The sequence below is a fragment of the Micromonospora sp. DT228 genome (assembly GCF_049841595.1).
In the GTDB taxonomy this organism is placed as follows: domain Bacteria; phylum Actinomycetota; class Actinomycetes; order Mycobacteriales; family Micromonosporaceae; genus Micromonospora.
Window position 1 is genome coordinate 112,330 of the sequence record NZ_JBNCKO010000010.1, and the last position, 26,603, is coordinate 138,932.

The window sequence follows — 26,603 nt, forward strand, 5'->3', positions numbered from 1 at the left end:
CTGGCGCGTCGGACGTTTGTCCCGGGCCTCGACGGGAAACGGCCCGCAATGACGAAACCTCGTGTGGTGATCGTGGGGGCCGGGTTCGCCGGTTACCACGCGGCGAAGACGTTGAGCCGGATCGCCCGGGACCGGGCCGAGATCGTGGTGCTGAATTCGACCGACTACTTCCTCTACCTCCCGTTGCTGCCCGAGGTGGCGGCCGGGGTGGTCGAACCCAAACGGATCGCGGTGCCGCTGACCGGGACGCTCAAGGGCGTCCGCGTGGTGATCGGCGAGGCCGACCACGTCGACCTGCAGAACCGCTGGGTTGGCTTCACCCAGGCGGAGGGGGAGAAGAACCGGTTGGCGTACGACCGGCTGATCCTCGCCGTGGGCAGCGTCAACAAGCTGCTGCCCATCCCGGGGGTGACCGAGTACGCGCACGGCTTCCGCGGCCTGCCCGAGGCCGTCTACCTGCATGATCACATCGTCCGGCAGCTCGAGCTGGCCGAGCAGGCCGAGGACCCGGCCGAGCAGCAGGCCCGCTCCACGTTCGTGGTGGTCGGGGCGGGCTACACCGGCACCGAGGTCGCCGCGCACGGGCAGTTGTTCACCGACCGGCTGCACGCCCAGCGGCCTCGCCTCCCGGTCCGGCCGCGGTGGATGCTGCTCGACGTGGCACAGCGGGTGCTGCCCGAGATGGACGAGCGGATGTCGAACACCTCGCACCGGGTGCTCAACCGCCGTGGTGTGGACGTCCGGCTCGGCACGTCCGTGGCGGAGGCGACCTGCGACGGGGTGAAGCTCACCGACGGCGAGTACGTGCCGACCTGCACCCTGGTGTGGTGTGTGGGGGTGCGCCCCGACCCGTTCGTCAACGAGTTGGGCCTGCGTACCGACCGGGGGCGGCTGGTGGTCGACGAGTTCCTCAACGTCCCCGGCTACCCGGAGGTGTTCGCCTGCGGCGACGCCGCCGCGGTGCCCGACCTGGTGAACCCGGGAAAGATCTGCGGGATGACGGCCCAGCACGCCCAGCGGCAGGGCAAGCGCGCGGCCCACAACATCGCCGCGTCGTACGGGTTCGGCAAGCGCAAGCCGTACAAGCACCACGACCTGGGCTGGGTCGTCGACCTGGGGGGCAAGGACGCGGCGGCGAACCCGTTGCAGGTGAACCTGGCCGGGTTGCCGGCCAAGACGGTCACCCGGGCGTACCACCTGATGGCGATGCCGGGAAACCGCACGCGGGTCAGCGCCGACTGGGTGCTCGACGCCGCGCTGACCCGCTCGGCCGTGCAGTTGGGGCTGGTCCCGGCGAACGCCGTGCCGCTGGAGAGCACCACACCCGAGATCGCGTCCCGAGCCCGCTGAGCGAGCCGCCCGCGCACCGGCCGGTCAGCCCCGCGCGGCGGGGCCGGCCGGTCGCCGCGCGCCCGGGCCGGCCGGCGGCGCGGGCCGCAGCCGGCGCGGGCCGTACTCGCGCAGCAGGGTCTGCGCGATACCGGCGGCGGGGATGGCCAGCAGCGCGCCCAGCAGACCGGCCAGCTCGGCCGCGAGCAGCACGCTGACCAGCACGGTCAACGGGTTGAGCCGGACCGCCCGGGACAGGATGAACGGCTGCAGCAGGTGGTTCTCCACCTGCTGGTAGACCACGAAGAAGACGAGCACCACCACCCCGGCGGTGGGGGAGTGCAGGAAACCGGCGCCGGCCGCGATCACCGCGCCGAGCGTCGCGCCGACAAGCGGTATCAGGTCGGCCACCGCCACCAGCAGGGCGATCACGGCCGCGAACGGGACACCGGTGACGACAAGCACCACGAATGTCAACACCCCGCAGACCACGCTGATCAACAGGTTGCCGGTGAGGTAGCCGGTCACGGTGCGCGACACCTCCCGGCCCACCCGGCGCAGCCGCTCACCCTGACCGTCCCCGGCCGCCGCGAGCAGGCCGCGGGTGATCCGCGGCGCTTCCAGGACCATGAGGTACGCCAGCACGACGACCGTGACCAGCCCGGCGACCGTCTCGACGACGCCGCGCAGCACGCCCACCGCGGGTTGCCGCAGTCGGGTGCCGAGATCACGGAGCTGGTCGGAGTGCTCGCTGACGTAGCGCCGCGCGCCGGTGCGCTCCAGCGCCTGCCCCAGCGGGCCCTGACCGGCGCGGGCGTCGCGCAGCAGCTCGGGCGCCCGGTCGGCGAACCGGGCCAGCTCCCCGGACAACGGCACCAGGATCAGCGCGGCCAGGATCGCCAGCAGCACGAACGCGACGAGGAACACCAGCAGCGTGGCCACCGAGCGCCGCGGCACGAGACGGCGTTGCACGCGGTCGACGAGGGGTTTGAGCGCCACGGCGAAGAACGCGGCGACCACCGCCCAGACCAGCACCCGGCGGGTCGCGTACACGAGGATAAGCGCGAGCGCGGTCGCGAGCAGCAGACCGATCACGATCAGGGTCCGGCGGGCGGTCACCCGGTCGTCGGTGTTGCTCATCCGCCGCGCCTTCCCCGCACTCGCCGTCGGAAACCCGGCATTGCGGACGCGAGGCCGGCTCGGCGGGTGTGTGGGGCGGCGAGGGGCCGACGTCGCTCAGCCACGCCCTCCGTCGTCCGCGTCGGTGACCGGGCGCGCGCCGGCGACGAACGTGTCGAGCGCGGCGGCGTGCAGCAGCCCGCCCGGCACGGGGTCGCGCAGGGCTGCCACCGCCAACCGGGCGATCGGCAGCCCGCCGGGTCGGGACGTCGCGGCCAACACGACGTTGCCGTACCGGCGACCGCGCAACATCCGCCGGTCGCCGAGCACGCACACGTCGGCGAAGACCGCCCGCACCGTGGCCACCTGGACCCGGGTGGCGACCAGGGGCGGCAGGTCCGTGACGTTGACCAGGAACATCCCGTCCGGGCGCAGGACGCGGGCCACCTCGGCGGCGAACTCGACGGTACGCACGTGCGCGGGCATGAGGGCGGCCCGGTAGATGTCGGCGATCACCAGGTCGTGGGTGGCGGTCGGGGTGGTGGTGAGCGCGTCCCGGGCGTCGGCGACCTCCACCCGCACCTGCGGCGGCAGTGGCGGCAGCTCCCGGGCCACCAGCTCGACCACGGCCGGGTCCCGCTCGACGACACGTTGCGGGGAGCCGGGCCGGGTGGCGGCCAGCCAGCGGGGCAACGTCAACGCGCCACCACCCAGGTGCAGCACGTTCAGCGGGGCGCCCGCCGGGGCGGCCAGCTCCACCGCCGAGGCGATCCGTCGCACGTACTCGAAGTGCAGGTGCCGGGGATCCTCGACATCCACGTACGACTGCTCGACCCCGGCGGACAGCAGGGTCCGCCCGGTCCGCCGGACCGGGTCGGCGACCAGCTCCAGCCGGTCGGCGGCGCGGTTCATGACCGGCACGCTAGCTCAGGCCCGGGACCCGGCCGGCGGGTGACCCGGCACGGCCGACGGGCCGGCGGAGCGGGAGGTCCCGCGTCCACCGGCCCGTCGGTGCCGCTACGGCCGGTCAGCCGCCGGCCATCCCGGCCCCCACCTCGTCGATCGCGTCGTCGATCCGGTGCGCGAGGTCCACGTCGAGCGCGGTCACCCCGTTGGCCTGACTGGTCCGCACGGTCAGCACGGCGGCGGTGTCGCCCGGACGTCCGATGCTCGGTCCGCGCCCGCTGTCCTGGCGCATGCGGTCGAGTCGGTCGAGCACGCGGTCCAGGTTGTCCGCCGGCAACGCGACCACCCGGTGCAGGCCCTGCGTGTCACCGGCCCAGTAGGGCAGGTCGTCGAGCGCCGCGTCGATCGCGTCCGGGTCCAGGGTGGGCGTGGCGGTGGAGGCCCCCACCAGGCCGCCGCCGGCCTCCGGTGGGTTCAGCAGGTCACGCAACCCGTCGGGTACGTGCAACGACTCGACGAGGTCGCCGTCCTGCGCGGCGAGCGCGGCGATCGTCGCCTCCGCCTGGTATCGGGCCTGCTCGGGGGTGTTGCCGCTGATCCGGCCCACCTCGGCGAGGAAGCCGGGCAGGTCACGGTGCCGCTCGATGCCGTCGACCGGCAGCACGTCGTGCAGCGACGCCGGCACCGCCGCGAGCAGGAGTTGCCGCTCGGCGGCGTCCAGGGCGAAGGCGAGGACCAGCACCGTCGCCTCGGTGCCCACCTTCGCCGTCTTGAAGTCGACCCCGGCCCGACGACGGACCTCGTCGACCAGCTCGTGGTAGCCCATGCCGCTCACTCCGGCCGTGCCGGTGGGCGGGGACGGCTGCGGCCGAGGATTGTCGGCGCTGCCGACCGGCGGCGGCGCCGGCCCGCCGCGCGTGCTGTCCGGCTTGTGTGGTCCGGCCGGCGGTGGGCCGGTCCGCCTGCTTTGGTCGAGGCTTGTGAGCTGCTTCGAGGCGCTCAGGCTGGCACCGATCTCGCTGGGCTGGCGGCCCTGGTCGCGGGCCTGTCGAGCCAGCGCCCGACGCCGCTGGTTGTCGCCCTCCATCTGCTTGCGCATGGTGGCACCCCTTCCGCTGGGGATCGTGGGCTGTGTCAGCCGCGTTCCCGCCGTCCCGGGAGCCGAAACGGACGCCGCCGCGCGGGTCGGCCCGGTGTCCGGGACGCTTCATCCGGCGCGGGTGAGGGGTGCTCACCCACCCGGCCCGCACGATCGGATCAGGACCGAAGTTCTTCCGAGGTACGCGGAAGGAAGGTCGTCATGAAGCAGATCGTCGAGATCGTCCCCGCCCGACGTGGTTGGTACGCCCGCTGGCAGCTCACACCCGAGGTCACCAGGTGTTACCCGGTGAGCCTGTGGGCGCTGCTGGAGGAGGCCGACGGGACCGGCCGTGAGGTCATCGGAATGGACTGCATCGGCCAGTGGCCCGGCGCGGACGACAACGAGGCGGGTGGGCAGTTCGTCCGCTACCTGTACCAGACGCCCGATTCGGGAGAGCCCGACGACGTCGATCCGGCCCCGACGGGCGAGCTGCGCGAGAACGGTCCGAGACTCCAGCCGATGACGACACCCTAGACATTCCTCCGGCCCCCGACCCCAGGTCCCAGGGTCGGGGGCCACCCCGTTCGCTGGTGACCCACCCGGCCGGGCATCGGTGTCAGCGGGGGACCGCCGTCGAACGCCCGCTCTCCACGGTGTACGCCCCCGCGGTGAGCGAACCGACGAGGGCAGCGGGTCAGCCGATGGCGCGCAGGTCGTCGTCGGCGTGCGCCACGGTCAGCAACTCGGTCAGACCGGTGCGGTCCAGCATCCGTTGCAGGTGTGGCCCGGCCCCGGTCAGCCGGATCTCCCCGGCGGCGCGGCGCACCACCAGCAGCGCGCTGAGCCCGGAGGAGTCGCAGAGGCTCACGCCGGTCAGGTCGACGAGCACCTGCTGGTCACCGGGCAGCTCGGCGGCGGCGGCGATCAGCTCGGGCGCGGAGGCGTAGTCGAGCTCGCCAGTCAGCCGCAGTCGGACATGCCCGGCGTCGAGCCGGGTGGTCTCGATGGTCAACAGCTGGTCAGACATCTCACCATGTTCTCAGCCAGGGGGACGATCGCAAGTCGGGGGCCGGCGACACGCCCGCTCGCCGCCGCTCCGCCGCTGGTGGCGACACCTCGGCAGCCGCGCTGAGATGCCGCTGCGCGCGTCCCGGCGTAGGGTGGACCGGAGGTTTGGACCATGGACGCCGGTTCCGGTACGGGTTCCGGTGGACGACAAACGGGTTCGGGTGGACGACAAGGAGTGAGGCTCAGCTGGTGACTGCTTCCGACGTCAGGGACTGGGACCCGGGCGACGGACGGATCTTCACGCCGAGCACGACACCGGCTCCGGCGTGGGGCGCCGACGTGTCGCCTCGGCCCGCCGCGACCCCTCCGCCCCGTGCCGGCCTACCGCCGTCGACCCTGGACCGCGACGCCGCCCCGTCCGACTGGTTCGAGGTCGTCGAACACCTCCGTGAGGGCCTGGTGGTCTGTGACGCCGACGGCATCGTGCGCCACGTCAGCCCGGTGGCCGAGCGGTTGCTGCCCGGTGTGACGCCCGGTGAGCCGCTCGGCGCGGCGGGTGTGCCCGGCCTGAGCGAGGGCGACCCCGGCGGCTTCACCTACCGCGGCCGTCGGCTGACCGCCCGCCAGGTGCCCCTCTCCGGCGGCCACTGCTGCTGGTACGTCGAGGACGTCACCGACAGCGTCGGCCGCGCCGACGCGCTGCTCGCCGAGCGAGCCCGCTCGACCTTCCTGGCCGTGGTCGGCGCCAAGTTGGGCAACCCGCTGCACCCCGCCCGGGCCGCCGCCGCGATCGTGCGACTCGCCGTGCCGACCCTGGCCGAGGTGGCCGTGCTGGTTCTCGCACCGCGTTCCGGTCGGGCCGGCTGGTGGCGGGCCTCGGTCGCCGACGACGAGGTGGCGTCGGTGGACAACGGGGTGCTGACCGGCGGGGAGCTGCCCGCCGCCATCGCCGACGCGCTGACCGGGGTCGAGCCGCACGCCCTGGACTGGCTCGTCGAGCAGGCTGTCGACGCCGGCTGGCTGCCCGAGCCCGCCGGTGCCGCGACCGCCGCCCGGGTCGTCCCGCTGCCGGGCCGGGACGCGCCGGTCGGTGTGCTGTTGGTCGCCCGTCGCGCCTCCGACTCGTACGACGACGTCGACGCGGAGCTGATCCGCGCGTTCGCGGCCCGTGCCGGCGCGGCGATGACCACCGCGCTGCTCTACCGCGACCAGACCGAGGTCGCCGACACCCTCCAGGCCAGCCTGTTGCCGGTCGAGCCGGCCGAATCCGCGGGCGTGCAGTGGGGCACCGCGTACCGGCCCGCGCAGGCGGGGCTGCGCATCGGCGGCGACTTCTACGGCTCGCACCGGCTCGCCGACGGCGGCTCGGTGTTCTTCCTCGGCGACGTGTCCGGCAAGGGGGTCGAGGCGGCTGTCTTCACCGGCCAGCTACGCCAGTGCCTCCAGGCGCTGCACCGGTTGGAGTCGCACCCCGGGCGGTTGCTGCGGTTGCTCAACGACGCGTTGCTGGAGACGACCCAGGCGCACGGCCAGGGGCGTTTCGCCACGATCGTGCTCGGCGTGGCCCGTCCGCACCGCGACGGTGGCCTCACCCTGACCATGGCCGGCGGTGGGCATCTGCCGCCGCTGGTGCTGCGCGCCTCCGGCGAGGTGGAGTCGGTGCCGCTGCGCGGCATGCTGATCGGGGTGGTGCCCGACCCCCGCGTGGGCGAGGTGACCGTCCGGCTGGCCCCGGGTGAGACCTGCCTGCTCTACAGCGACGGGGTGACCGAGGCTCGTGGCGGCCGTCGTGGCGACGAGCAGTTCGGCACCGAACGGCTTGTCGCCGCGGTGAGCGGCTGCCAACGGATGCCGGCGCCGGCCCTGGCCGAGCGGGTCGAGCAGGTCACCTGCGACTGGTTGGCGCAGGGCGACCACGACGACATCGCGGTGCTGGCGCTGCGGGCGGCCGGCCCGGGTGGGCGCGCGCCGCGGCACCTGCACTCGGTGCCCACACCGCCTCGCGCCGCCGACCCGCCCGCGGAGTTCGACGCGTGACCGCCGCCACCGCCGCCCTCGACCCGAGCGACGCCTACGTCGGCTACCTGGACTGCCTCGCCGACGCCGACGAGTACGCCGCGATCGACATGGCGATCGGCCTGCTCGACGCGGGCGTGCCGGCGGAACGGGTGCTGCTCGACCTGGTCGCGCCCGCTCAGGCCGAGGTGGGCGAGCGGTGGGCGCGCAACGAGTGGAGCGTCGCCCAGGAGCACGCGGCCACCCACATCAGCGAACGGGTGGTGGCGGCGGTGGCCGCGCACGTCAACCCGCGCCCGAGCGGCGGGCGGGTCGTCGTCGCGTGCATGGACGGCGAGTGGCACGCGCTGCCGCCCCGGCTGGTGGCCGAGGTGCTGCGGTTGCGGGGCTGGCAGGTGACATTCCTGGGCGCCAGTGTGCCGGCGGCGCACCTGGTGTCCTACCTGCACCGCTACGACGCGCACGCGGTCGCCTTGGCGTGCGCGCTGCCGATGCGGCTGCCGCACGCCCATCGGATGATCGAGGCCTGCCGCCGTTCGGACGTGCCGGTGGTGGTCGGGGGGCGCGGGTTCGGTGCGGACGGCCGGTGGGCGCGCCGGCTCGGGGTGGCCTGGGCGCCGGACGCGCCCGCGGCGGCCGAGCTGATCGCCGACGAACGGGCGCTGCGCGGGGTGCCGCCGGCGCGGCTGGCGCACCTGGCCGACGACGAGTACGCCAGCCTGGTGCGGCGTCGTGCCGAGCTGATCGACAGCGCGTTGGCCGACCTGCGGGAGCGGGTGCCGGTGACGCGCGCCTACACCGCCAGTCAGCTCGACTCCACCGTGAGCGACCTGGGTCATGTGGTGGATTTCCTGGCCGCGGCGGTCTACGTCGACGATGCCTCGTTGTTCACCGGGTTCGTCGAGTGGCTGGTGGGAATCCTGTCGAGTCGGGGGGTGCCCGGGGCGGCCGTCGCCCGGTCCCTGGAGCACGTCGCCCGTGCGTTGCGCGACTTCCCCCGGGCGGAGCGCATGGTGGCCCTGGGGCGGGCCGCGTTGCCCGACGCCTGCCGCTGAGCGCCCACCCGCCGACGTCGCTGTCGATCACCGCGCGCTGCGGTCCGCGGGGCGACCCTGCGTATACTTGCCGCACCGCAAATGTCCCACCCGCGGGTGGAGCTAGGGGGAGTACGGTGACGTTCAGCGTCAGCAACGTCGAGCGCGACGGCGGTGGCGCCTGCCTACGTCTGGCGGGTGAGCTGGACATGAGCACGTCCCCGGAGCTGTCCGCCGCGATCGACCGGCTCATCGCCGCCGGCGAGTCCCGGGTGTTGCTCGACCTCGCCGACCTCACCTTCTGCGATTCCACCGGGATGGCCGTGTTCGTCCGGGGCGACAATCAGGCCGCGGTCGACGGGGGGTGGCTTCGGCTCGTCGGCGCCAACGGCCGCGTCGAGCGGGTGTTGCGGATGACCGGCCTGGCCGACGTGTTGCGCTACGAACCGGAATCGGTCGACCCCGCGTCCCGCACCGCCTCCTGATGGGCTAGATTTCCCCGCCAACGCGGTGACCGTCAGGTCCCGTCCCCGCCGACCCGAGGCAGGTAGTGATGGGCGCAGAGAGCCCGCAGCCGGTACGCATCCTGGTGGTCGACGACGACCCCGGTGACGTACTGATGATCGAGGAGGCGTTGGCGGACTCCGACGTCGAAAAGGTCATCGACGTGGTCAGCGACGGCGAGGAGGCGATGGAGTTCCTCCGCGCCGAGGGCCGGCACCAGCAGGCCCGCCGGCCGGACGTGATCCTGCTCGACCTGAACATGCCCCGGATGGACGGCCGGCAGGTGCTCGGCGCGGTCAAGCAGGACGAGGACCTGCGGACCATCCCGATCGTGGTGCTGACCACCTCCAACGCCGACACCGACATCGTCGGCAGCTACACGTTGCAGGCCAACGCGTACGTCACCAAGCCGATCGACCTGGACGACTTCAACGACGTGGTCCGCCGCATCGACGAGTTCTTCGGCCGGGTGGTCGTGCTGCCCAAGCGCGTCTGACGCGGGCCCCCGTGCGCGCATGCTGAACATTTTTCCCGAACCTCCTCGGTCGTCGCGGTCGCGGCCGAGGATCCAGGAGGGGAAGTAACAGCGGCTGCCTGGGGGGCGACGGGATGAGGTTCTCCATCGTTGAGAGCGGTTACGACGTGCGGCAGGTCGATTCCTGCCTGGACGAGTTGGGGATCCGGCTGTCCCGGCTCGCGACGCGCGCCGAGGGCGTCGCCGGGACCACCGGCGAGTGGGACGAGATCCGGCAGGAGGCGGCGTGGCTCAGCGGCCTCCTCCAGCGGCTGGACCTCGGCGACACCGCCGTCACCGGGGATGCCGGTGCCGCCGAGCGGCGTACCGCCGCCGAGATCCTGGCCCAGGCCCGTGCCGAGCTGGACGAGGCCCGCGCGGAGGCACAGCAGGTGCGGGAGCGGGCGTACGAGGAGGCGGTGCAGGCCCGGCGTGACGTCGAGGCGGCGCTGTACGCCCGGCGGCGAGGTGCGGCACGGGTGGACGAGATCCTCGGTCAGGTGACGGAGGACCAGGTGCCCGTCGACACGTCCACCGCGGCTGCCGGCGTACCGGGGAGCCGGGTCGGAGCCGACGGCCCGGACGCGGGCGCGGAGCCGCCGTCGGGCCGGCACTGAGGAGTTGTCGGTTCAGGCGGTGAGCGCCGCCGCGACGGTGGTCGCCCGATCCTCGTGCTGGGCGTACGCGTCGGGGTAGGCGGAGATCTGCACGGCCTGGGCGGCTGCGGTGACGCTCATGTCCTGCCAGCCGGGGATCTCGTTGAGCGCGCTGTAGAAGGCCCGCGCGGCGTACGACGGGCGCATCAGCTCGGCCACCGTGCCCCAGCCGCTGCTGGGCCGCTGCTGGAACAACCCGAGCGAGTCGTGGTCGGAGCCGCTGCCCTGGTTCGGGTAGTCAGCCGACTCGGGAAGGACGTCGCTGGCCAGGTTGTAGAGGTTGCTCTCCTGCATGGCGGTGGCCAGGGCCACCACCAGGGCGCGGCGCGGCATCTTCAGGTCCAGGCCGACGTCCACGATGATCTTCGCGTTGTCCATCTGGGCCTGGTCGAGGCCGGCGACCGGGCGGGGTCGGCGGGGCTTGACCGGCTTCTTGGGGGCCTTGCGCGCGACGGTGGGCGCCGGGGTGGGCGTTGCCGTCGGGCTGGGCAGGATCCGTGCGGGGGCGAGGTCACGGTCCAACGACCGGGAGGCGCGCTCGTCGGCGATGGCGGCGCGATCGGCCACCGCCTCGGCGAGTGGCTCCACGGAGCGGATCGGGTCGTCCCCGTCGCCCCGGGCGGTGGCGACCGCGACGAGGCTGAGGCAGCAGGTGACGCCTGTGGCCAGGGCTATCCGGATCGGGGTCGAGCCGAGCAGGGGACGCCGGGGCGGTTCGGGGACGCGGTGCCGGCCGATCGTCCGTTCGGTTGATGCGACGTCGCCCGGGTGGGTGGTCGGGTGCGCGTCGGTCAGCTTCTGGTCGGAGGGGTCGTCGGGATGCACCTGACGAGGCTAAAGACCCAATTGCTCGATATCGCCTGTCCGTACGGTGGCCTGCGCCACAATTTGCCCAGATCGTGCCGACTCCAAGCACCACACCTGGGCAGACCGCGCAATCCTCCTGGATGGGACTAGACGGTTATTCCCGATTGGCCGGACGAAGACGGTCGCGAGTGCGCCCCAACGGCCGAGAATCCAGACAGACCCAGGGATCCCCCGATCGCCCGATGTCGACCGCACCGAACGGCCAGCCCCACCTCGACCGTGGCGGCCGAGTGGGGCCGGGCGTCAGTGGCGACCGTTCTCCGCTGGCGTGACGGTCAACCGATGCCGGCTCGTGTCGCCGCTGGAGAACGGCCAGAGACGGTCCGCGTACTCCACCAGGTCGGCCAGTTGATCTCGACTCAGGCCGGCCGACGAGATCGAGGCGTGCACGTCGGCCCGGTAGAGACCGTCGTCGTCACGCCCCAGTTTCGCCTCCGCGCGCACCTGCACGGTGTGCGCCTCGTCGGTGATCTCACCGGCCGCCTCCACCGCCGCGTGGTGCAGGCAGGACGCGAAGGCGGCGGCCAGCAACTGCTCTGGTCGCAGCCCCGTGCAGTGCGCCGCCAGTGGCGACGCCAGCGGGGTGGAGAGCCCGCCATCGTCGGTGCGTACGTGACCGCCCTCGGCGGTCGCGGTGGCCTCACGCAGCCAGGAACTCGGATCCGGCATCGCGTTTCTCCCGTCGCTCGGCAGGTCGCCTACCCGGCCCCCGCCCGCCGAAACGCCGTCGCTTCCGCGGTCAGCGCCCGGAGGCCGCCTCCGGCTCGTCGAGCAGGGCCACCGCCTCGGTCGCCTCGGCGGCGGCCCGTTCGGTCCACGCCGATGTCAGCGCCGGCCGGCGGGTCACCGGGATCGCCATCGGCACGTACACCCGGGCGTCCACGGCCTCGGCCAGCAGCAGCGCCGCGACCATGCTGCTCGGGCGTAGCGTGGGATCGTCGGCCAGGCAGGAGTGGCACAACTCGGCCACCTCCGGCGGGAGCCCGTCGATCTCGGGCAGCGGCTCCGGTGGCTGACTGCGACGTACGCCGAGCAGTTCGTTGCTGGTGTTCGCCTGGTACGGCAGACGTGCGGTCAGGCAGTAGTAGAGGACCACGCCGAGGGCGTACATGTCGGAGGCGGGGGTGGCCGGCGCCCGCTCCAACTGCTCGGGCGCGAGGTAGGCAGGGGTGCCCAACACCATCCCGGTCGGGGTCGGATCGGGTGCGCCGGCGGGGATGGCGATGCCGAAGTCGAGCACCTTCACGCCCGACGGGGTGAGCATGACGTTCGCGGGCTTGACGTCACGGTGCACGATGCCCTCGGCGTGCGCGGCGGCCAACGCCGCGGCGACCTCCGCGCAGACCCGTACCGCGATCCGCCAGTCCAGCGGCCCGGCCCGCAGGTGCGCGGCGAGCGTCTCACCCTCGGCCAGCTCCATCACGATGTAGGGCACCGCCCGACCCGGCCAGGTCGAGGCGGTGCCGAAGTCGTGCACGCTCGCCACGTTCGGGTGCACCAGGCGGGCGGCCGACCGGGCCTCCGCGCGGATCCGGTCCACCGGGCCGCCCTGGCGGTGCCGGCCGTCCTGGTCGTCCGGACCGGGGAGGATGAGCTTCACCGCGACCGTCCGGTCCAGCACCAGGTCGTGCGCCCGCCACACCTCGGACATCCCACCCACACCGATGCGCTGCTCGAGCTGATACCGCCCGTCCAGTGTGCGCATCGACCACTCCTCGCCCTCGCTCCGCCGACGGCGGGTGCTCCGGTCGCGGTACCCGAGCGCCAAGCTGGGCAAACCGCAGCGGTGTTCGGGGGGATCGGCGCGCGTACCGCGCTGCGCCGACGGCGGCGGGTGCGGTAGCTTGCGAGCCAGAGCCGGCGTCACCGATTGTGCCGGCACGGTCACCCGGGGGGACGCCGCGATGAGCGAGGTCACCGTACGCTTCGTCGGCGGACCGGCGGACGGCCTGGTCCGCCTCCTGCCGGCCGGGTCGGACGGCGCCCCACCACCGCGCTGGATCATGCGGCACCCGGACGGCGCCGGGCCCATGCAGCCCGGCCCGGACCACCTCTACGAACGCGACCGGCCCGACGACGCGGGCGGTTGGAGCATGCGGTTCGTGCGCACCGACGCGTACGGGGTGTCCGAGTGACCACGAGGCGGTGCTGACCGGTGGCGACGCCGGCGTCGGGTCGGGCCGGCCGCACAGCTGGCACACAGCTCCCGCAGGGGCGTGGCACAGACGTCGCGGCCACGATGGGCGCCATGGTCACACACGGGCAGACCGCGCCGAGCCGGATCGAGCTGCGTCGCCCCGACGGCGAACCCGTCCGGGTGCTGGTGGTCGACGACGAGGCGACGCTCACCGACCTGCTGTCGATGGCGCTGCGCTACGAGGGCTGGCAGGTCCGCAGCGCCGGCAACGGCATGGCGGCGTTGAGCACCGCCCGGCAGTTCCAGCCGGACGCAGTGGTCCTCGACGTGATGCTGCCCGACCTGGACGGCTTCCAGGTGCTGCGCCGGCTGCGCGAGCACGCCCCCACCGTCCCGGTGCTCTTCCTGACCGCCCGCGACGCCGTCGAGGAACGCATCGCCGGCCTGACCGTGGGCGGCGACGACTACGTGACCAAGCCGTTCAGCCTGGAGGAGGTGATCGCCCGGCTGCGCGCGCTGCTGCGCCGCTCCGGCTTCGCCGTCGCCGCCCGGGAGGACGCGGTCCTCACCGTCGGTGACCTCAGCCTCGACGAGGACAGCCACGAGGTCCGCCGCGACGGCCACCTGATCACCCTCACCGCTACCGAGTTCGAGCTGCTGCGGTACCTGATGCGCAACCCACGCCGGGTGCTCAGCAAGGCGCAGATCCTCGACCGGGTGTGGCACTACGACTTCGGCGGCCAGGCCAACGTGGTGGAGCTGTACATCTCGTACCTGCGCAAGAAGATCGACGCCGGTCGGGCGCCGATGATCCACACGCTGCGCGGTGCGGGCTATGTCCTCAGACCCGCCGAGTAACCGCCACCCGCTGCGCGCCGCCCGCCGGTGGCTGGCCGGCCGTTCCCTGCGTACCCGGCTGGTGTTTGCCCTTGTCGCGTTGCTGGCGGTGGTAAGCGTCGCCGTCGCCGGCCTCACCACGGTGGCGCTGCGGCACGTCCTGATCGCCCGGATCGACGCGGAGTTGGCGCCCGCCACCGTCATGCGGGGTGACCGTCCGGGACGGCCGGCGTTCCCGGGCAGCGGCCCGGCCATCCCACCCGGGTCCCCGTCGGGCACGGTGGTCGCCGAGATCACCGGCGGCCGGGTGACCAGCGCCCGGACCCTCACCGACAGCCCTTCGGGCGACGACCCGTTCCCGGACGAGCAGACCGTCGCTGTCGGGGAGGTCGCCGCGCTGGCGGACCTGCCGGTCGACGCCCGACCGCGCACCGTCGACCTGGGCGCGCGCGGCGACTACCGGGCGGTGGCCCGGCAGTACTGGGACGGCCGGGTACGCGTCGTCGCCGTCCCGCTGGCCGGTGTGCGGGAGACCGTCCGGCGGCAACTCGCCGCACAGGCCGGGGTGGTCGCCGTCGGGCTGCTCATCGCGGGCGCCGCCGGGGCGCTGATCGTGCGGGCCACGCTGCGCCCGCTCAACCGGGTGGCCGCCACCGCCACCCGGGTCACCGAACTGCCCCTGGACCGCGGCGAGGTGGCACTCGCCGTCCGGGTCCCGACCGCGGACACCGACCCGCGTACCGAGGTCGGCCAGGTCGGCGCGGCGCTGAACCGGATGCTGGGCCACGTCGCCGACGCGCTGTCCGCGCGGCAGGCCAGCGAGACCCGGGTACGCCAGTTCGTCGCCGACGCCAGCCACGAGCTGCGGACGCCCCTCGCGGCGATCCGCGGCTACGCGGAGCTGGCCCGGCGTGGGCGCGACGAGGTCCCCGCCGACGTGGCGCACGCCCTGCGCCGGGTGGAGTCGGAGAGCACCCGGATGACACGCCTCGTCGACGACCTGCTGCTGCTGGCCCGACTCGACTCCGGTCGGCCGCTCGCGGCGGACCCGGTCGATCTGACCGCCCTGCTCGTGGACGCGGTCAGCGACGCGCACGTCGCCGGCCCCGACCACCACTGGCAGCTCGGCCTGCCCGAGGTGGCGATCCGGGTGCCCGGTGATGCCGCGCGGCTGCACCAGGTGGTGGCGAACCTGCTCGGCAACGCCCGGGTGCACACCCCGCCGGGCAGCACGGTCGTCACCACGCTTGCCGTCGACGCCGACAACGCCGTGCTCACCGTCGCCGACGACGGGCCCGGGGTGCCGGCGGAGCTGCGACCGGAGATGTTCGAACGTTTCGCGCGCGGTGACAGCTCCCGGTCCCGGGAGCACGGCAGCACGGGCCTCGGCCTGGCGATCGTCGCGGCCGTGGTGGAGGCCCACCACGGCACCGTCGCGGTGGACAGCGCTCCGGGCCGGACCGTGTTCACCGTCCGGTTGCCCCATGCCAGCGCGGACACCTGATCGGCTCGCGGGGACAGGTCTGGGTCAGCCGCGCAGCACCTCGGCGAGGACCTCGACGACGCGCCTTGTGTGACGCCCGTCCGGGTCCTCGTCGGTGTTCAGGTCGGTCACGCTCATCCCGAGCAGGCGGTCGGCACGGGCCAGTGGGGTGACAAGGGCGATCAGGTCGGCCCAGCGCAACCCGTCCGGCTCGGGGTAGGTCACCGCCGGCAGATCCCGCGGGTCCACCACGTCCAGATCGAGATGCAGCCAGGCCGGCCCGTCGGAGTCGGTGGCCAGGCCCGCCCCGATCGTCGCGGCGCCCCGGCGCAGCACCTCGGCGGCGTTCACCTGCTGGATCGCCGGGTCGATCCGGGCCGCCTCGACCCGGCTGCTCTCGTCGCTGGCCGGGCGGTGCCCGAGCAGGTGGACCCGGCTCGGCTCGATCAGCGTGCCGTCCGGGCCGACGGCGGCGGCCGGGCCGTGCCCGGTGAGCACCGAGAGGTCCATGTCGGCGGCCTCACCGGTCGGGGAGGTCGCGCCGTCGAGGAAGTCCGGGTGGGCGTCCACGAACCACAGCTCGGTCTTCGGCGGCAGGGCCCGGCAGATGCCGGGCAGGATCGCGCAGTCCCCGCCGAGCACCAGCGGTCGACGGCCGTCCGCCAGGATCGCGCCGACCCGCGCGGCGATCGCGCCACCGGCCCGGACCAGGCCCGCGGCGCCGATCACCCCGCTGGCCGGGTCTCGGATCGGGTCGCGCAACCGGGCCTCGTCGATCTGCCCGCCGTCGTCGGCGGACAGGGCGTCGTGCAGGCCGGCCCGGCGCAGCGCGGCCGGTGCCCGTTCCTCGCCGCGCCCAGCGCCGGAGGAGTCCAGCGGGGCGTCCACGATCATCCAGCGCACGTCCGCAGCGTACCGGCGCGGTGGGGCGTTTCGACCACATTCTGTGGCGAGGCTGGGAGTCCGCGAATGTGCCCGCGACGGCGATGACGAGCGGCGTACGGTGAGGGACAAGTCCGGCTTTCTGGGTCAAAAGCCTCATGGTGTACGCCTGGGACCGGGGTCGGGACGGGCGAGGGCAAGGAGCGATCGGTGATACATCTGGCCTACCTGGACGCGGGATCCGGCAGCCTGATCGTGCAGGCCGTCGTCGGCGGGGTGGCCGGCGCCGCGGTCGCCGCCAAGCTCTACTGGCGACGCCTCGTCGACAGGTTCCGCCGGCAACCGACCGACCAGCGGTGAGCGGGCCGGTCCCCACGATGGCGATCTCACCCACCGAGGTACGACAGGAGCCGGCCTCCTTCCGCGACCCCGCCAACCGCGTCTTCCACGTCGGCGACGAGGTGCTGCGCGGGCTGGACCCGCAGGCCGCCGAGCACTGGCGCGCCCTGGCCGGCAGCACGTTCTTCCCGGCCCTGGTCGCCGCACGCAAGATCTGCGCCACCGAGGACGCCCCGTCGGCACTCGTGCCCGCCGCGGCCGGCGCACCCTGGGCCGCCGTACTGCGCCACGAGCGCATCCCGTTCGTCTCCCACCCGTACGAGTGGTCGTTCGGCATGCTGCGCGACGCCGCCCTGCTGCACCTGGAGATCCTGCGCGCCGCGCTCGCCGACGGCTTCACCACCAAGGACGGCTCGGCGTACAACCTGCAGTGGCGCGGCGCCGAGCCGGTCTTCATCGACATCGGCTCCTTCGAGCCGGTCCGCGAGGACGAGCCGTGGGCCGGTTACCGGCAGTTCTGCCAGACCGTGCTCTATCCGCTGATGCTCACCGCCCACCTGGGCGTCGACTTCCAACCCTGGCTGCGCGCCCGGGTCGACGGCATCGAGGCCGACGAACTCCGGCCCCTGTTCAGCGGGACCCGCCGGCTGCGCCCCGGCGTGCTGACCCACCTGCACCTGCACGGTGCCATGCAGCGCCGCAACGCCGCCGCCAGCACCACCGACGTCCGCGACCAGCTACGGGCCGCCGGCTTCTCCCGAGAGCTGCTGCTGGCCACCGTCCGCGGCATGCAGAAACTGGTCCGCAAGCTGGACCATCGCCCGGCGGAGAGCCACTGGTCGGACTACCAGCACACCTGCGGCTACTCGGCCCGCGACCGGGTGGCGAAGGAACAGTTCGTCGCCGCCGCGGTGGCCGCCGGCACCCGCCCGCGCCTGGTGCTCGACCTCGGCGCCAACGACGGCCGGTACTCCCGACTGGCCGCCGGGCACGCCGACTACGTGGTCGCCGTCGAACAGGACCCGGCGGTGGTCGACGAGCTGTACCGCAAGCTACGCGCCGAGGGACAGCGCCGCATCCTGCCGCTGGTGCTGGACCTCGCCGACCCGTCACCCGGCGGCGGCTGGCGGAGCGTCGAGCGGGCCGGCTTCGCCGCACGGGCCTGCGCCGACGTGGTGCTCGCCCTGGCCGTGGTGCACCACCTGGCGATCGGGCGCAACGTGCCGCTGCCGGAGGTGGTCGACTGGCTGACCGGGCTGACCGCGCCCGGCGGCGCCATCGTGGTGGAGTTCGTCGGGCCGGAGGACCCGATGGCGACCCGGCTGCTCGCCAACAAGCCCGCCGGCCTCTTCCCGGACTACCGGCGCGACACCTTCGAGGCGTTGCTCGCCGCCCGGGGCCGGATCACCGACCGGCTGGAACTGCCCTCGGGCACCCGCACGCTCTACCGGACGGTGGTGGGTGGCTGACCCGGCCCCGGTCGGCGGGCCGGTTTCGGTCGGCGGGCCGCGCTCGGCCTTCGGGCGGTGGGCTCGGGGCTGGCGGGGCGAGCTGGGCCGGCTGCTGGAGGTGGCCGCGCTGGTCGGGCTCGTCGTCACCCAGCCACTGCTGGACGTGCTCGGCCGCAGCCCCGACTTCTTCCTCTTCCACCGCGCCGGCCCGGCCCAGATCCTGCTGCTGACCGCCCTGGTGGCGGTGCTGCCCACGAGCGCGGTGGCACTGCTCGGCGCGCTCAGTCGACTGGCCGGCCGGAGGGCCCGCGCCGTCACCCACACCGGGCTGGTCGGGCTGCTGCTCGCCGCCCTCGCCGTGCAGGTGGGCCGACACGTGACGCCGCTTCGGGGCGTACCCCTGCTGCTCGTGGCCGTGCTGGCCGGCGCCGGCGGCGCGGCCGCACACCGGCGGTGGCGGGCGCCGGGCCGCGTGCTGCGACTGGCCGCCGCCGGGCCGGTGGCGTTCGTGGCGCTCTTCCTGCTCGTCTCACCCACCTCGGCGGTGGTGCTGCCGCGCGGCGACGGCGGGGCGGCCGGCACCGCGCAGGGCACCGGCGTGCACCCGCCGGTGGTCATGCTGATCCTCGACGAGCTGCCGCTGGTCAGCCTGCTCGGCGCGGACGGACGGATCGACGCCGCGAGGTACCCACACTTCGCCGAGCTGGCCGCCGGCTCGACCTGGTACCGCAACGCCACCGGGGTCAGCGGCTGGACCCCCAACGCGCTGCCCGCGATGCTCACCGGCCGGTACCCGGCCAAGCCGGTCGCCCCGCACTACTCGCAGTACCCGGACAACATCTTCACCGCCTTCGGCGGCCTGTACGACATCCGCGCCGAGGAGAGCATCACCCGACTGTGCCCGCCCAGCCGCTGCGACCAACCGGTCGCCCCCGAACAGGGGCTCGGCGTCCTGGCCCGGCAGACCGGCAGGCTGCTCGGCCAGCTCGCCGGGCCGACGGAGAGCGCCGTCGACCCGGAGGACTCCTACCGGGAGCAGACCCGGGCCGAGGCCGGCCTGGACGCCGCCGAACCGGTGCCGGCCGACCCGACGTTCCGCTGGGACAGCCTGGACGACAACCAACCGGCCCGGTTCACCAGCTTCCTGGCCGGGTTGCGGCCGACACCCCGACCCACCCTGCACTTCCTGCACCTGCTGATGCCGCACTCGCCGTGGGCGTACCTGCCCTCCGGGGCGCGCTACGACGCCCCCGAGGACCTGCCCAACGACGGCGCCGGCTGGATCGAGCTGGCCCGGCAGCGCCACCTCGCCCAACTCGGCTACACCGACCGGCTGATCGGCGAAACCCTGCGGACGCTGCGCGCCAGCGGCCTCTACGACCAGGCCCTCGTCGTGGTCACCGCCGACCACGGTGTCAGCTTCCGCCCCGGCGCGCAGGGCCGGGGCCTGGACGCGATCAAGGCCGCCGCCGGTGAGGTCGCCTGGGTGCCGATGTTCGTCAAGGAACCCCGGCAGCAGGCCGGGCGGGTGGACGACCGCAACTGGGAACACGTCGACCTGCTGCCGACAGTGGCCGACGAGGCGAACCTCCGGCTGCCCTGGCCTGTCGACGGCCGCTCCGCCCAGCAGGCCCCCCGCACCGACGGCACGAAACACTTCTACGACCGCCCGGGCGTTCCGCTCACCTTCCCCGGCGGGGTGCCCGCCCCGCCGCCGCTGCCGACACCGCACCCCCTGGTCGGCACCGAGGTTCGTGCGGGACCGGCCGGCGGCAACGCCCGGGTGGCCGACCTGGCCGCGTTCACGGCCACGGACCCGGACACCGGCACCCTCCCGGCGCTCGTCTGGGGCGACGTCCCGGACCGGATCCCGGACGGCACGCTGCTGGCGGTGGCCGTCAACGGCCGGATCGGCGCCGTCGTCCCGGTGGTGCCACCCGACCCCGGCGGACGTCGGTTCGCCGCCCTGCTCAGCGACGACAAGCTGTTCCGCGCCGGGAGCAACCAGCTCGACGTCTTCCAGGTCGCGACGGACGGTACGCTGCGACGCCTCGCCCTGTCCTGAGCCGGTCTCGGGTACTGGGATGAGGGGTTTCCCGGTGCCCCGGTCGGGAATCGGGTGACGCATGCCTCACCGCCGAACCACGGCGGGCGTTGTCCCCCGAGCCGCAATTACGGTAGAAGCGAAGGCAATTCAACGTAGATCTGCCGGCGAAGCGAGGAACCACATGACGGAAGTCAAGCTCGATCACCCCGGTGGGCAGCTGTCGATGCCGGTACATTCCGCGGTCGAGGGCCCCGCCGGTATCGGGGTGAGCAAGCTGCTGAAGGAAACCGGGATGACGACGTACGACCCCGGTTTCGTCAACACCGCGGCTGCCTCATCGGCGATCACCTACATCGACGGCGACGCGGGGATCCTGCGCTACCGGGGATACCCGATCGAGCAGCTGGCCGAGAAGTCCTCCTTCCTGGAGGTCTCCTACCTGCTCATCTACGGTGAGCTGCCGACCGAGCAGCAGCTGACCGAGTTCACCGAGTGGATCCGGCGGCACTCGCTGCTGCACGAGGAGATGCGTCGCTTCTTCGACGGCTTCCCCCGGGACGCCCACCCGATGGCGGTGCTGTCGTCCGCGGTGAGCGCCCTGTCCACCTTCTACCAGGACAGCCTGGACCCGTTCGACTCCGAGCACGTGGAGATCTCCACGGTCCGGCTCATGGCGAAGGTGCCCACCATCGCCTCGTACGCCTACAAGAAGTCCATCGGGCAGCCGCTGCTCTACCCGGACAACTCGCTGGGGTACGTGGACAACCTCCTGCGGATGACCTTCGGCGTGCCGGCGGAGCCGTACGAGGTCGACCCGGTGATGTCGAAGGTGCTGGACATGCTGTTCGTCCTGCACGCCGACCACGAGCAGAACTGCTCCACGTCGACCGTGCGCCTGGTCGGCTCCAGCAACGCCAACCTCTTCGCCTCGGTCTCTGCCGGCGTCAACGCGCTGTTCGGCCCGCTGCACGGCGGCGCCAACCAGGCGGTGCTGGAGATGCTCCAGCAGATCCACGCCGGTGACGACGACGTCCGCTCCTTCGTCCGCAAGGTCAAGAACAAGGAGGACGGCGTCAAGCTGATGGGCTTCGGCCACCGGGTCTACAAGAACTACGACCCGCGCGCGGCGATCGTCAAGAAGGCCGCGCAGGACGTGCTGGGCCGGATGGCCAAGCCCGACCCGCTGCTGGACATCGCCATGGAGCTGGAGGAGATCGCCCTCGCGGACGACTTCTTCGTCTCCCGTCGGCTCTACCCGAACGTGGACTTCTACACCGGCCTGATCTACAAGGCCATGGGCTTCCCGACGAAGATGTTCACGGTGCTCTTCGCGCTCGGCCGGCTGCCCGGCTGGATCGCCCAGTGGCGCGAGATGATCAGCGACCCGGAGACCAAGATCGGCCGTCCCCGGCAGGTCTACGTCGGCGCGCCCGAGCGGGACTACGTCCCCTTCGCCGAGCGCTGACCTCCGCTCCTCCGCACCACCCGCAGGCCGCCGACCCGATCCGGGCCGGCGGCCTGCGGCGCAACCTCTCCCGTCCGTACGTCCCCACCCCTGGTCCCTGTTCTCGACCGTGTAGAGCTGCCCCATGTGTGGGGCAGTAGTGGGTGGGGTGGTGCCGGGTGTGGGGTGGTGCCGGGTGTGGGGTGGTGCCGGGTGTGGGGTGGTGCCGGCTGTGGGGTGGTGCCGGGTGTGGGGTGGTAGTGGTGGTGGGGCGGGGCTGCCCCACGTGTGGGCGCTGGTGGTGGTGTTGCTGTGCCGGGTGCGGGGCGGGGCTGTCTCAGGTGTGGGGCGGGCTTGGCGGGGCCGGGTGAGCTGATCCGCCGATGATCGACTCGACATCGCTGATATCGCGGTATCAGCCCCGCTTTGATAGCCCGATTTCGGCGAAACGGAGTCGATCAGGGGCACCGCAGGCGCGTGGGCGCTGTCTCGTGCGTGCGTGGGCGCTGTCTCCGTGCGTGCGTGGGCGGTGTCTCCGTGCGTGCCTCGACGGCGTCTCCGCCGACGCGTACCCGCGCTCGCGCTCGGATGGCTGTAGCCGCCCCATTTCTGGGGCAGCTCTACAGGGCGCGAACAGGACACGGGATGTTCCCGCGTGCGGGCGCGCTCGACGTCACGGCATCCGGGCCGCTGGGCAGGTGTGCCGGTGGCGCTGGTGGCGACCGTGTCCTTGCCCGGTGCCCCATCGGAGACCCAGGCAGCCCGTTCGTCATGGTTACCGGCTGACTCGAAAAGCGGCAGGTTGACCGGCATCGGCATCAGGCCCAGTGCGATCAAGGCGGCGACCGGCGAGCTGGCATCCAGGGTTGAGCGGCCCGGCGGTGCACCGCGCGGCCCGGCGCACAACGGCTCAGCTACCCAGCGCGGAGCTGCAGCGCGCTCACCACAACGCGATCGACTCGGCTTCCGGGAAGTCGGGGGGTTCCAGGCATCGGGACACCGCGACTTCAAGGAAACCGAGTCGATCAACCGCAAACGGGCAAAGGGCGGGCGGACCGTCAGCGCAGGCCGGCGGCGGCGAGGAGGTTGCCCTCGGGGAGCGCCGGGAGGGCGCGGCCCCGCGACATCCGCTGCTCGGCGCGCTCGGCGGTGAACGCGGCGTCGTGGTGGATGGCGGCGGCATAGCTGGCGGCGGTGCGCTGGGCGATCGCCGACCAGCCGTACTGGTCGTGGACCATCCGGCGGGCGCGGCGGGCCATGACACGGGCCCGGTCGGGGTCGGACAGCAGCGCGTCGACCGCGTCGGCGATCCCGTCGGGGTCGTGCGGGCGGAAGGTCATGCCGGTCACGCCCGGCTCGACGATCTCGGCGAGGCCGCCGGTGGCGGCGACGGCCAGGGGCGCGCCGGCTGCCGCGCCCTCCAGGGCCACCATGCCGAACGGCTCGTAGATGCTCGGCACGGCGAAGCAGTCGGACGCGGCCATCAGCGCCGGCAGGTCGGTGCCGCCGAGGAAGCCCGGCATGGTGACCATGCCGCCGAGGCCACGGCGGTGCACCTCGGCCTCCAACTCGGCGCGGTACGGGCCGTCGCCGGCGATCACGACGCGCAGCCCGGGGTGCCGCTCGCGCAGTCGGGGCAGCGCGGCGATCAGGTGCTGGACGCCCTTCTCGTAGACGAGGCGGCCGGCGAAGGTGACGAGCTTGCCGTCCCCGGCGAACCGGGCGCGGGCGGCGGCCACCGCGCGGGCCGGTACCCGCCAGCGGTGCGGCTCGACGCCGTTGGCGACCACGTCGACCCGAGCGGTCGGTACGTCGAAGAGGGCGTTCACCTCGTCGCGCATGTAACCGGAGCAGACGATCACCCGGCCGGACTCACTTGTGAGCCACTGCTCGACGCCGTGGATGGTGCGGTTCATCTCCTCGGGCAGCCAGCCCTGGTGCCGGCCGGCCTCGGTGGCGTGGATCGTGCTGACCAGCGGGATGTCCAGGTGGTCGCGCAACGTGATCGCGGTGTGGGCGACGAGCCAGTCGTGGGCGTGGATGACGTCGTAGCTGCCGGCCTGGGTGGCGCGTAGTGCGGTGCGGGTGAGGGTGTGGTTGAAGGCCATGGTCCAGGCCAGTAGGGAGCTGGTGGCGAGGGGGAAGGTGACCGGGTCTTCGGGGGCGCGCAGGATGCGGACGCCGTCGGCGTACTCCTCCATGGGTGCGCCGTCGGTGTGGCGGGTGACGACGGTGACCTCGTGGCCGGCGGCGGCGAGGGCGACGGAGAGGGCGTGCACGTGGCGGCCGAGGCCGCCGACGAGCACCGGCGGGTATTCCCAGGACAGCATCAGGATGCGACGGGTCTGCGGGGGCACCCCGGGGCCGGGCTGCGCCGGCACGGTCGCGCCGGGCTGCGCGGAGAGACCGGGCTGCGCGGGGAGACCGGGCTGGGTCGGGAGCGGGGACCGGGAGGTCAGGGTGGGCCGGTGGGCCCGGTCCTTGGTGGCTGTGTGCTGCTCGTCGACCCGCAGGGTCACATCAATCTCCGTCCATGCATGGTGATACGCCGGCGTCGGTGGCGGCGGAGTGAGGTGTAAGGGGTGGCGAAGGCCAGGCGGAACGCGCACGAACGCTTGTCCCCGATCAAGGAAAGTCCATCGAGCCCGAGAACGCACCTCAAAAAGGGTCATCGTGACGGAGGACACCTGAGGGTGTTGCCCGCAGCAGACGGGTGGTTTTCCGGCACCGCCTGAAAGGATGGATTGGCGCTCCCGGGCGGGGGGCATTACCTGCGTGCGCGCGGGCATGCGTCGGCCGGTGCGGGCACAACCATGGTCTAAGGAGCAACATGCAGGTCTGGCCGGGCGAGCGGTACCCCCTGGGCGCCACCTACGACGGGATGGGCACCAACTTCGCCATCTTCTCCGAGGTGGCCGACAGGATCGAGCTCTGCCTCTTCGACGAGTGGGACACCGGCGCGGAGCGCCGCGTCGAGCTGCGTGAGGTGGACGCCTACGTGTGGCACGCGTACCTGCCGGGCATCGAGCCGGGGCAGCGCTACGGCTACCGGGTGTACGGCCCGTACGACCCCGCCAACGGGCTGCGCTGCAACCCGCACAAGCTGCTGCTCGACCCGTACGCGAAGGCCATCGACGGTGACGTGCAGTGGGACCCGGCGGTCTACGACTACGACATGGCGGAGCCGGAGAAGATGTCGGAGACCGACTCGGCGCCGTTCATGCCGAAGTCGGTGGTCGTCAACCCGTACTTCGACTGGGGCAACGACAAGCCGCCGCGCACCCCTTACCACCACTCGGTGATCTACGAGGCGCACGTGCGCGGGCTGACCATGCGCCACCCGGACATCCCGGAGGAGCTGCGCGGCACGTACGCGGCCATCGCCTCCCCGCCGATGATCGAATATCTGACCCAGCTCGGGGTGACCGCGATCGAGCTGATGCCCGTGCACCAGTTCATCCACGACAACCGCCTCAGCGACCTGGGGCTGCGCAACTACTGGGGTTACAACACCATCGGGTTCTTCGCCCCGCACCACGGCTACTCGGCGCTGGGCCGCACCGGCCAGCAGGTGCAGGAGTTCCGGGGCATGGTCAAGGCGCTGCACGCGGCCGGCATCGAGGTCATCCTCGACGTGGTCTACAACCACACCGCCGAGGGCAACCACCTCGGCCCCACGTTGAGCTTCAAGGGCGTGGACGCCCCCAGCTACTACCGGCTCAGCGAGGAGGACCGCCGCTACTTCGTCGACTACACGGGCACCGGCAACAGCCTCAACGTGCGCAGCCCGCACTCGCTGCAACTGATCATGGATTCGCTGCGCTACTGGGTGACCGAGATGCACGTCGACGGTTTCCGCTTCGACCTGGCGGCCACCCTGGCCCGCGAGTTCTACGAGGTGGACCGGCTGTCGACGTTCTTCGAGGTGGTCCAGCAGGACCCGGTGGTCAGCCAGGTGAAGCTGATCGCCGAGCCGTGGGACGTCGGCCCCGGCGGCTACCAGGTGGGCAACTTCCCGCCGCTGTGGACGGAGTGGAACGGAAAATACCGCGACACCGTGCGGGACTTCTGGCGCGGTGAGCCGGCCACCCTCGCCGAGTTCGCGTCGCGCATCTCCGGCTCCGCCGACCTCTACCAGGACGACGGCCGCCGCCCGTTCCACAGCATCAACTTCGTCACCGTGCACGACGGGTTCACGCTCAACGACCTGGTGTCGTACAACGACAAGCACAACGAGGCCAACGGTGAGGACAATCGCGACGGCGAGAGCCACAACCGCTCCTGGAACTGCGGGGTCGAGGGCGACACCGACGACGAGGCGGTGCTCGCCCTGCGGGCCAAGCAGCGGCGCAACTTCCTGGCCACGCTGATGCTGTCGCAGGGTGTCCCGATGATCGGCCACGGCGACGAGCTGGGCCGCACCCAGCACGGCAACAACAACGTCTACTGCCAGGACAGCGAGCTGGCCTGGATCGACTGGGACAACGTCGACGAGCACCTGCTGGAGTTCGTCCAGACGTTGACCGCGTTCCGTAAACGGCACCAGGTGTTCCGCCGCCGCCGGTTCTTCACCGGCCTGCCGGTGAACGGGCGCGGCATCGACGAGCCGCTGCCCGACCTGGCCTGGCACACCCCGGACGGGCGGGAGATGACAGCCGACGACTGGGGCAACGACTTCGGCCGCTCGGTGGCGCTGTTCGTCAACGGCGAGGGCATCCGCGAACGCGGCCAGTACGGCCAGAAACACCACGACGCCTCGTTCCTGCTCTGCTTCAACGCCCACGACGCGCCGCTGGACTTCACCATGCCCGGTTCCGAGTACGGCCAGAAGTGGGAACGGGTGATCAGCACGGCCGAACCCGAACCGGGCGACGCCACCGTGATCAGCGCGGGCGGCACCATCCGGGTGCCGGACCGGTCCCTCGTGGTGCTGGAGAGGACGATCTGAC

At 72.8% G+C, this 26,603-nt stretch carries 24 protein-coding genes; 15 read left to right on the forward strand and 9 right to left on the reverse strand.

Annotated elements, in window-relative coordinates; all coding sequences use genetic code 11:
• The first annotated feature begins 48 nt into the window (after positions 1-48).
• A complete protein-coding gene (locus tag ACLQ29_RS21060) occupies positions 49-1,350 on the forward strand; it encodes an NAD(P)/FAD-dependent oxidoreductase (protein WP_393373150.1) in 1,302 nt (433 codons plus the stop codon).
• A 24-nt stretch (positions 1,351-1,374) separates the two neighbouring features.
• On the opposite strand, the gene ACLQ29_RS21065 is transcribed toward ACLQ29_RS21060, so the two are convergent.
• From ACLQ29_RS21065 to ACLQ29_RS21075, 3 genes are all read right to left on the reverse strand, one after another.
• The gene (locus ACLQ29_RS21065) at positions 1,375-2,469 is read right to left on the reverse strand and encodes an AI-2E family transporter (RefSeq protein ID WP_425773205.1); all 1,095 of its coding nucleotides are present in this window, start codon (positions 2,467-2,469) and stop codon (positions 1,375-1,377) included.
• A gap of 96 nt (positions 2,470-2,565) precedes the next feature.
• Positions 2,566-3,360: a spermidine synthase gene (locus tag ACLQ29_RS21070; RefSeq protein ID WP_425773206.1), complete on the reverse strand. Its 795-nt coding sequence runs from the start codon at positions 3,358-3,360 to the stop codon at positions 2,566-2,568.
• 115 nt (positions 3,361-3,475) lie between these two features.
• On the reverse strand, positions 3,476-4,453 hold the full coding sequence (locus ACLQ29_RS21075; protein WP_425773207.1) for a DUF2267 domain-containing protein: 978 nt from the start codon (positions 4,451-4,453) through the stop codon (positions 3,476-3,478).
• A 201-nt stretch (positions 4,454-4,654) separates the two neighbouring features.
• Here ACLQ29_RS21075 and ACLQ29_RS21080 point away from each other — a divergent pair, with 201 nt between their 5' ends.
• The gene (locus ACLQ29_RS21080) at positions 4,655-4,969 is read left to right on the forward strand and encodes a hypothetical protein (protein ID WP_357572640.1); all 315 of its coding nucleotides are present in this window, start codon (positions 4,655-4,657) and stop codon (positions 4,967-4,969) included.
• A gap of 160 nt (positions 4,970-5,129) precedes the next feature.
• Here ACLQ29_RS21080 and ACLQ29_RS21085 read toward each other — a convergent pair whose 3' ends face one another.
• Positions 5,130-5,462 carry an STAS domain-containing protein gene (locus ACLQ29_RS21085; RefSeq protein ID WP_425773208.1) on the reverse strand — a complete coding sequence of 111 codons (333 nt, stop codon included), beginning with the start codon at positions 5,460-5,462 and terminating at the stop codon, positions 5,130-5,132.
• Positions 5,463-5,692: 230 nt separating this feature from the next.
• On the opposite strand from ACLQ29_RS21085, the gene ACLQ29_RS21090 reads away from it, so the two are divergent.
• The 5 genes from ACLQ29_RS21090 (at position 5,693) to ACLQ29_RS21110 (ending at position 10,128) form a co-directional block, all read left to right on the forward strand.
• Positions 5,693-7,480 carry a SpoIIE family protein phosphatase gene (locus tag ACLQ29_RS21090; protein WP_425773209.1) on the forward strand — a complete coding sequence of 596 codons (1,788 nt, stop codon included), beginning with the start codon at positions 5,693-5,695 and terminating at the stop codon, positions 7,478-7,480.
• On the forward strand, positions 7,477-8,514 hold the full coding sequence (locus tag ACLQ29_RS21095; RefSeq protein WP_425773210.1) for a cobalamin B12-binding domain-containing protein: 1,038 nt from the start codon (positions 7,477-7,479) through the stop codon (positions 8,512-8,514). Before ACLQ29_RS21090 ends, ACLQ29_RS21095 begins: the two co-directional genes overlap by 4 nt.
• Before the next feature lie 116 nt (positions 8,515-8,630).
• Positions 8,631-8,978 (forward strand): STAS domain-containing protein, encoded by a 348-nt coding sequence (locus ACLQ29_RS21100; RefSeq protein ID WP_425773211.1) that lies wholly within the window; start codon positions 8,631-8,633, stop codon positions 8,976-8,978.
• A 68-nt stretch (positions 8,979-9,046) separates the two neighbouring features.
• Complete coding sequence (locus tag ACLQ29_RS21105; protein ID WP_425773212.1) at positions 9,047-9,493, forward strand: response regulator; 447 nt, start codon at positions 9,047-9,049, stop codon at positions 9,491-9,493.
• A 113-nt stretch (positions 9,494-9,606) separates the two neighbouring features.
• Complete coding sequence (locus tag ACLQ29_RS21110; protein WP_425773213.1) at positions 9,607-10,128, forward strand: ATPase; 522 nt, start codon at positions 9,607-9,609, stop codon at positions 10,126-10,128.
• A 12-nt stretch (positions 10,129-10,140) separates the two neighbouring features.
• Here ACLQ29_RS21110 and ACLQ29_RS21115 read toward each other — a convergent pair whose 3' ends face one another.
• The 3 genes from ACLQ29_RS21115 to ACLQ29_RS21125 form a co-directional block, all read right to left on the reverse strand.
• Positions 10,141-10,992, reverse strand: coding sequence for a hypothetical protein (locus tag ACLQ29_RS21115; RefSeq protein ID WP_425773214.1), 852 nt, complete (start codon positions 10,990-10,992; stop codon positions 10,141-10,143).
• Positions 10,993-11,277: 285 nt separating this feature from the next.
• Positions 11,278-11,703: an OsmC family protein gene (locus ACLQ29_RS21120; protein WP_425773215.1), complete on the reverse strand. Its 426-nt coding sequence runs from the start codon at positions 11,701-11,703 to the stop codon at positions 11,278-11,280.
• A 70-nt stretch (positions 11,704-11,773) separates the two neighbouring features.
• A complete protein-coding gene (locus tag ACLQ29_RS21125) occupies positions 11,774-12,739 on the reverse strand; it encodes a serine/threonine-protein kinase (protein WP_425773216.1) in 966 nt (321 codons plus the stop codon).
• Positions 12,740-12,938: 199 nt separating this feature from the next.
• On the opposite strand from ACLQ29_RS21125, the gene ACLQ29_RS21130 reads away from it, so the two are divergent.
• The 3 genes from ACLQ29_RS21130 (at position 12,939) to ACLQ29_RS21140 (ending at position 15,512) form a co-directional block, all read left to right on the forward strand.
• Entirely contained in the window at positions 12,939-13,169 is a 231-nt protein-coding gene (locus ACLQ29_RS21130) for a hypothetical protein (protein WP_425773217.1), read from the forward strand.
• A gap of 104 nt (positions 13,170-13,273) precedes the next feature.
• Positions 13,274-14,029, forward strand: coding sequence for a response regulator transcription factor (locus tag ACLQ29_RS21135; RefSeq protein WP_425773218.1), 756 nt, complete (start codon positions 13,274-13,276; stop codon positions 14,027-14,029).
• Positions 14,007-15,512: a sensor histidine kinase gene (locus ACLQ29_RS21140; RefSeq protein WP_425773219.1), complete on the forward strand. Its 1,506-nt coding sequence runs from the start codon at positions 14,007-14,009 to the stop codon at positions 15,510-15,512. The genes ACLQ29_RS21135 and ACLQ29_RS21140 overlap by 23 nt, the downstream gene beginning before the upstream one ends.
• 24 nt (positions 15,513-15,536) lie before the next feature.
• Here ACLQ29_RS21140 and ACLQ29_RS21145 read toward each other — a convergent pair whose 3' ends face one another.
• On the reverse strand, positions 15,537-16,385 hold the full coding sequence (locus ACLQ29_RS21145) for an arginase family protein (protein WP_425773340.1): 849 nt from the start codon (positions 16,383-16,385) through the stop codon (positions 15,537-15,539).
• A 198-nt stretch (positions 16,386-16,583) separates the two neighbouring features.
• Between ACLQ29_RS21145 and ACLQ29_RS21150 the strand changes: the two genes are divergently transcribed.
• From ACLQ29_RS21150 to ACLQ29_RS21165, 4 genes are all read left to right on the forward strand, one after another.
• On the forward strand, positions 16,584-16,733 hold the full coding sequence (locus ACLQ29_RS21150) for a hypothetical protein (protein WP_007459587.1): 150 nt from the start codon (positions 16,584-16,586) through the stop codon (positions 16,731-16,733).
• Between the two features lie 17 nt (positions 16,734-16,750).
• Positions 16,751-18,181 (forward strand): class I SAM-dependent methyltransferase, encoded by a 1,431-nt coding sequence (locus ACLQ29_RS21155; protein ID WP_425773341.1) that lies wholly within the window; start codon positions 16,751-16,753, stop codon positions 18,179-18,181.
• Positions 18,174-20,228, forward strand: coding sequence for a sulfatase-like hydrolase/transferase (locus ACLQ29_RS21160; RefSeq protein WP_425773220.1), 2,055 nt, complete (start codon positions 18,174-18,176; stop codon positions 20,226-20,228). Before ACLQ29_RS21155 ends, ACLQ29_RS21160 begins: the two co-directional genes overlap by 8 nt.
• Positions 20,229-20,391: 163 nt before the next feature.
• Positions 20,392-21,675 carry a citrate synthase gene (locus ACLQ29_RS21165; RefSeq protein WP_425773221.1) on the forward strand — a complete coding sequence of 428 codons (1,284 nt, stop codon included), beginning with the start codon at positions 20,392-20,394 and terminating at the stop codon, positions 21,673-21,675.
• Positions 21,676-22,712: 1,037 nt separating this feature from the next.
• On the opposite strand, the gene ACLQ29_RS21170 is transcribed toward ACLQ29_RS21165, so the two are convergent.
• The gene (locus ACLQ29_RS21170; protein ID WP_425773342.1) at positions 22,713-23,984 is read right to left on the reverse strand and encodes a glycosyltransferase family 4 protein; all 1,272 of its coding nucleotides are present in this window, start codon (positions 23,982-23,984) and stop codon (positions 22,713-22,715) included.
• Between the two features lie 500 nt (positions 23,985-24,484).
• Between ACLQ29_RS21170 and glgX the strand changes: the two genes are divergently transcribed.
• On the forward strand, positions 24,485-26,602 hold the full coding sequence (gene glgX / locus ACLQ29_RS21175) for a glycogen debranching protein GlgX (RefSeq protein WP_425773222.1): 2,118 nt from the start codon (positions 24,485-24,487) through the stop codon (positions 26,600-26,602).
• The last annotated feature ends 1 nt before the right edge of the window (position 26,603 follow it).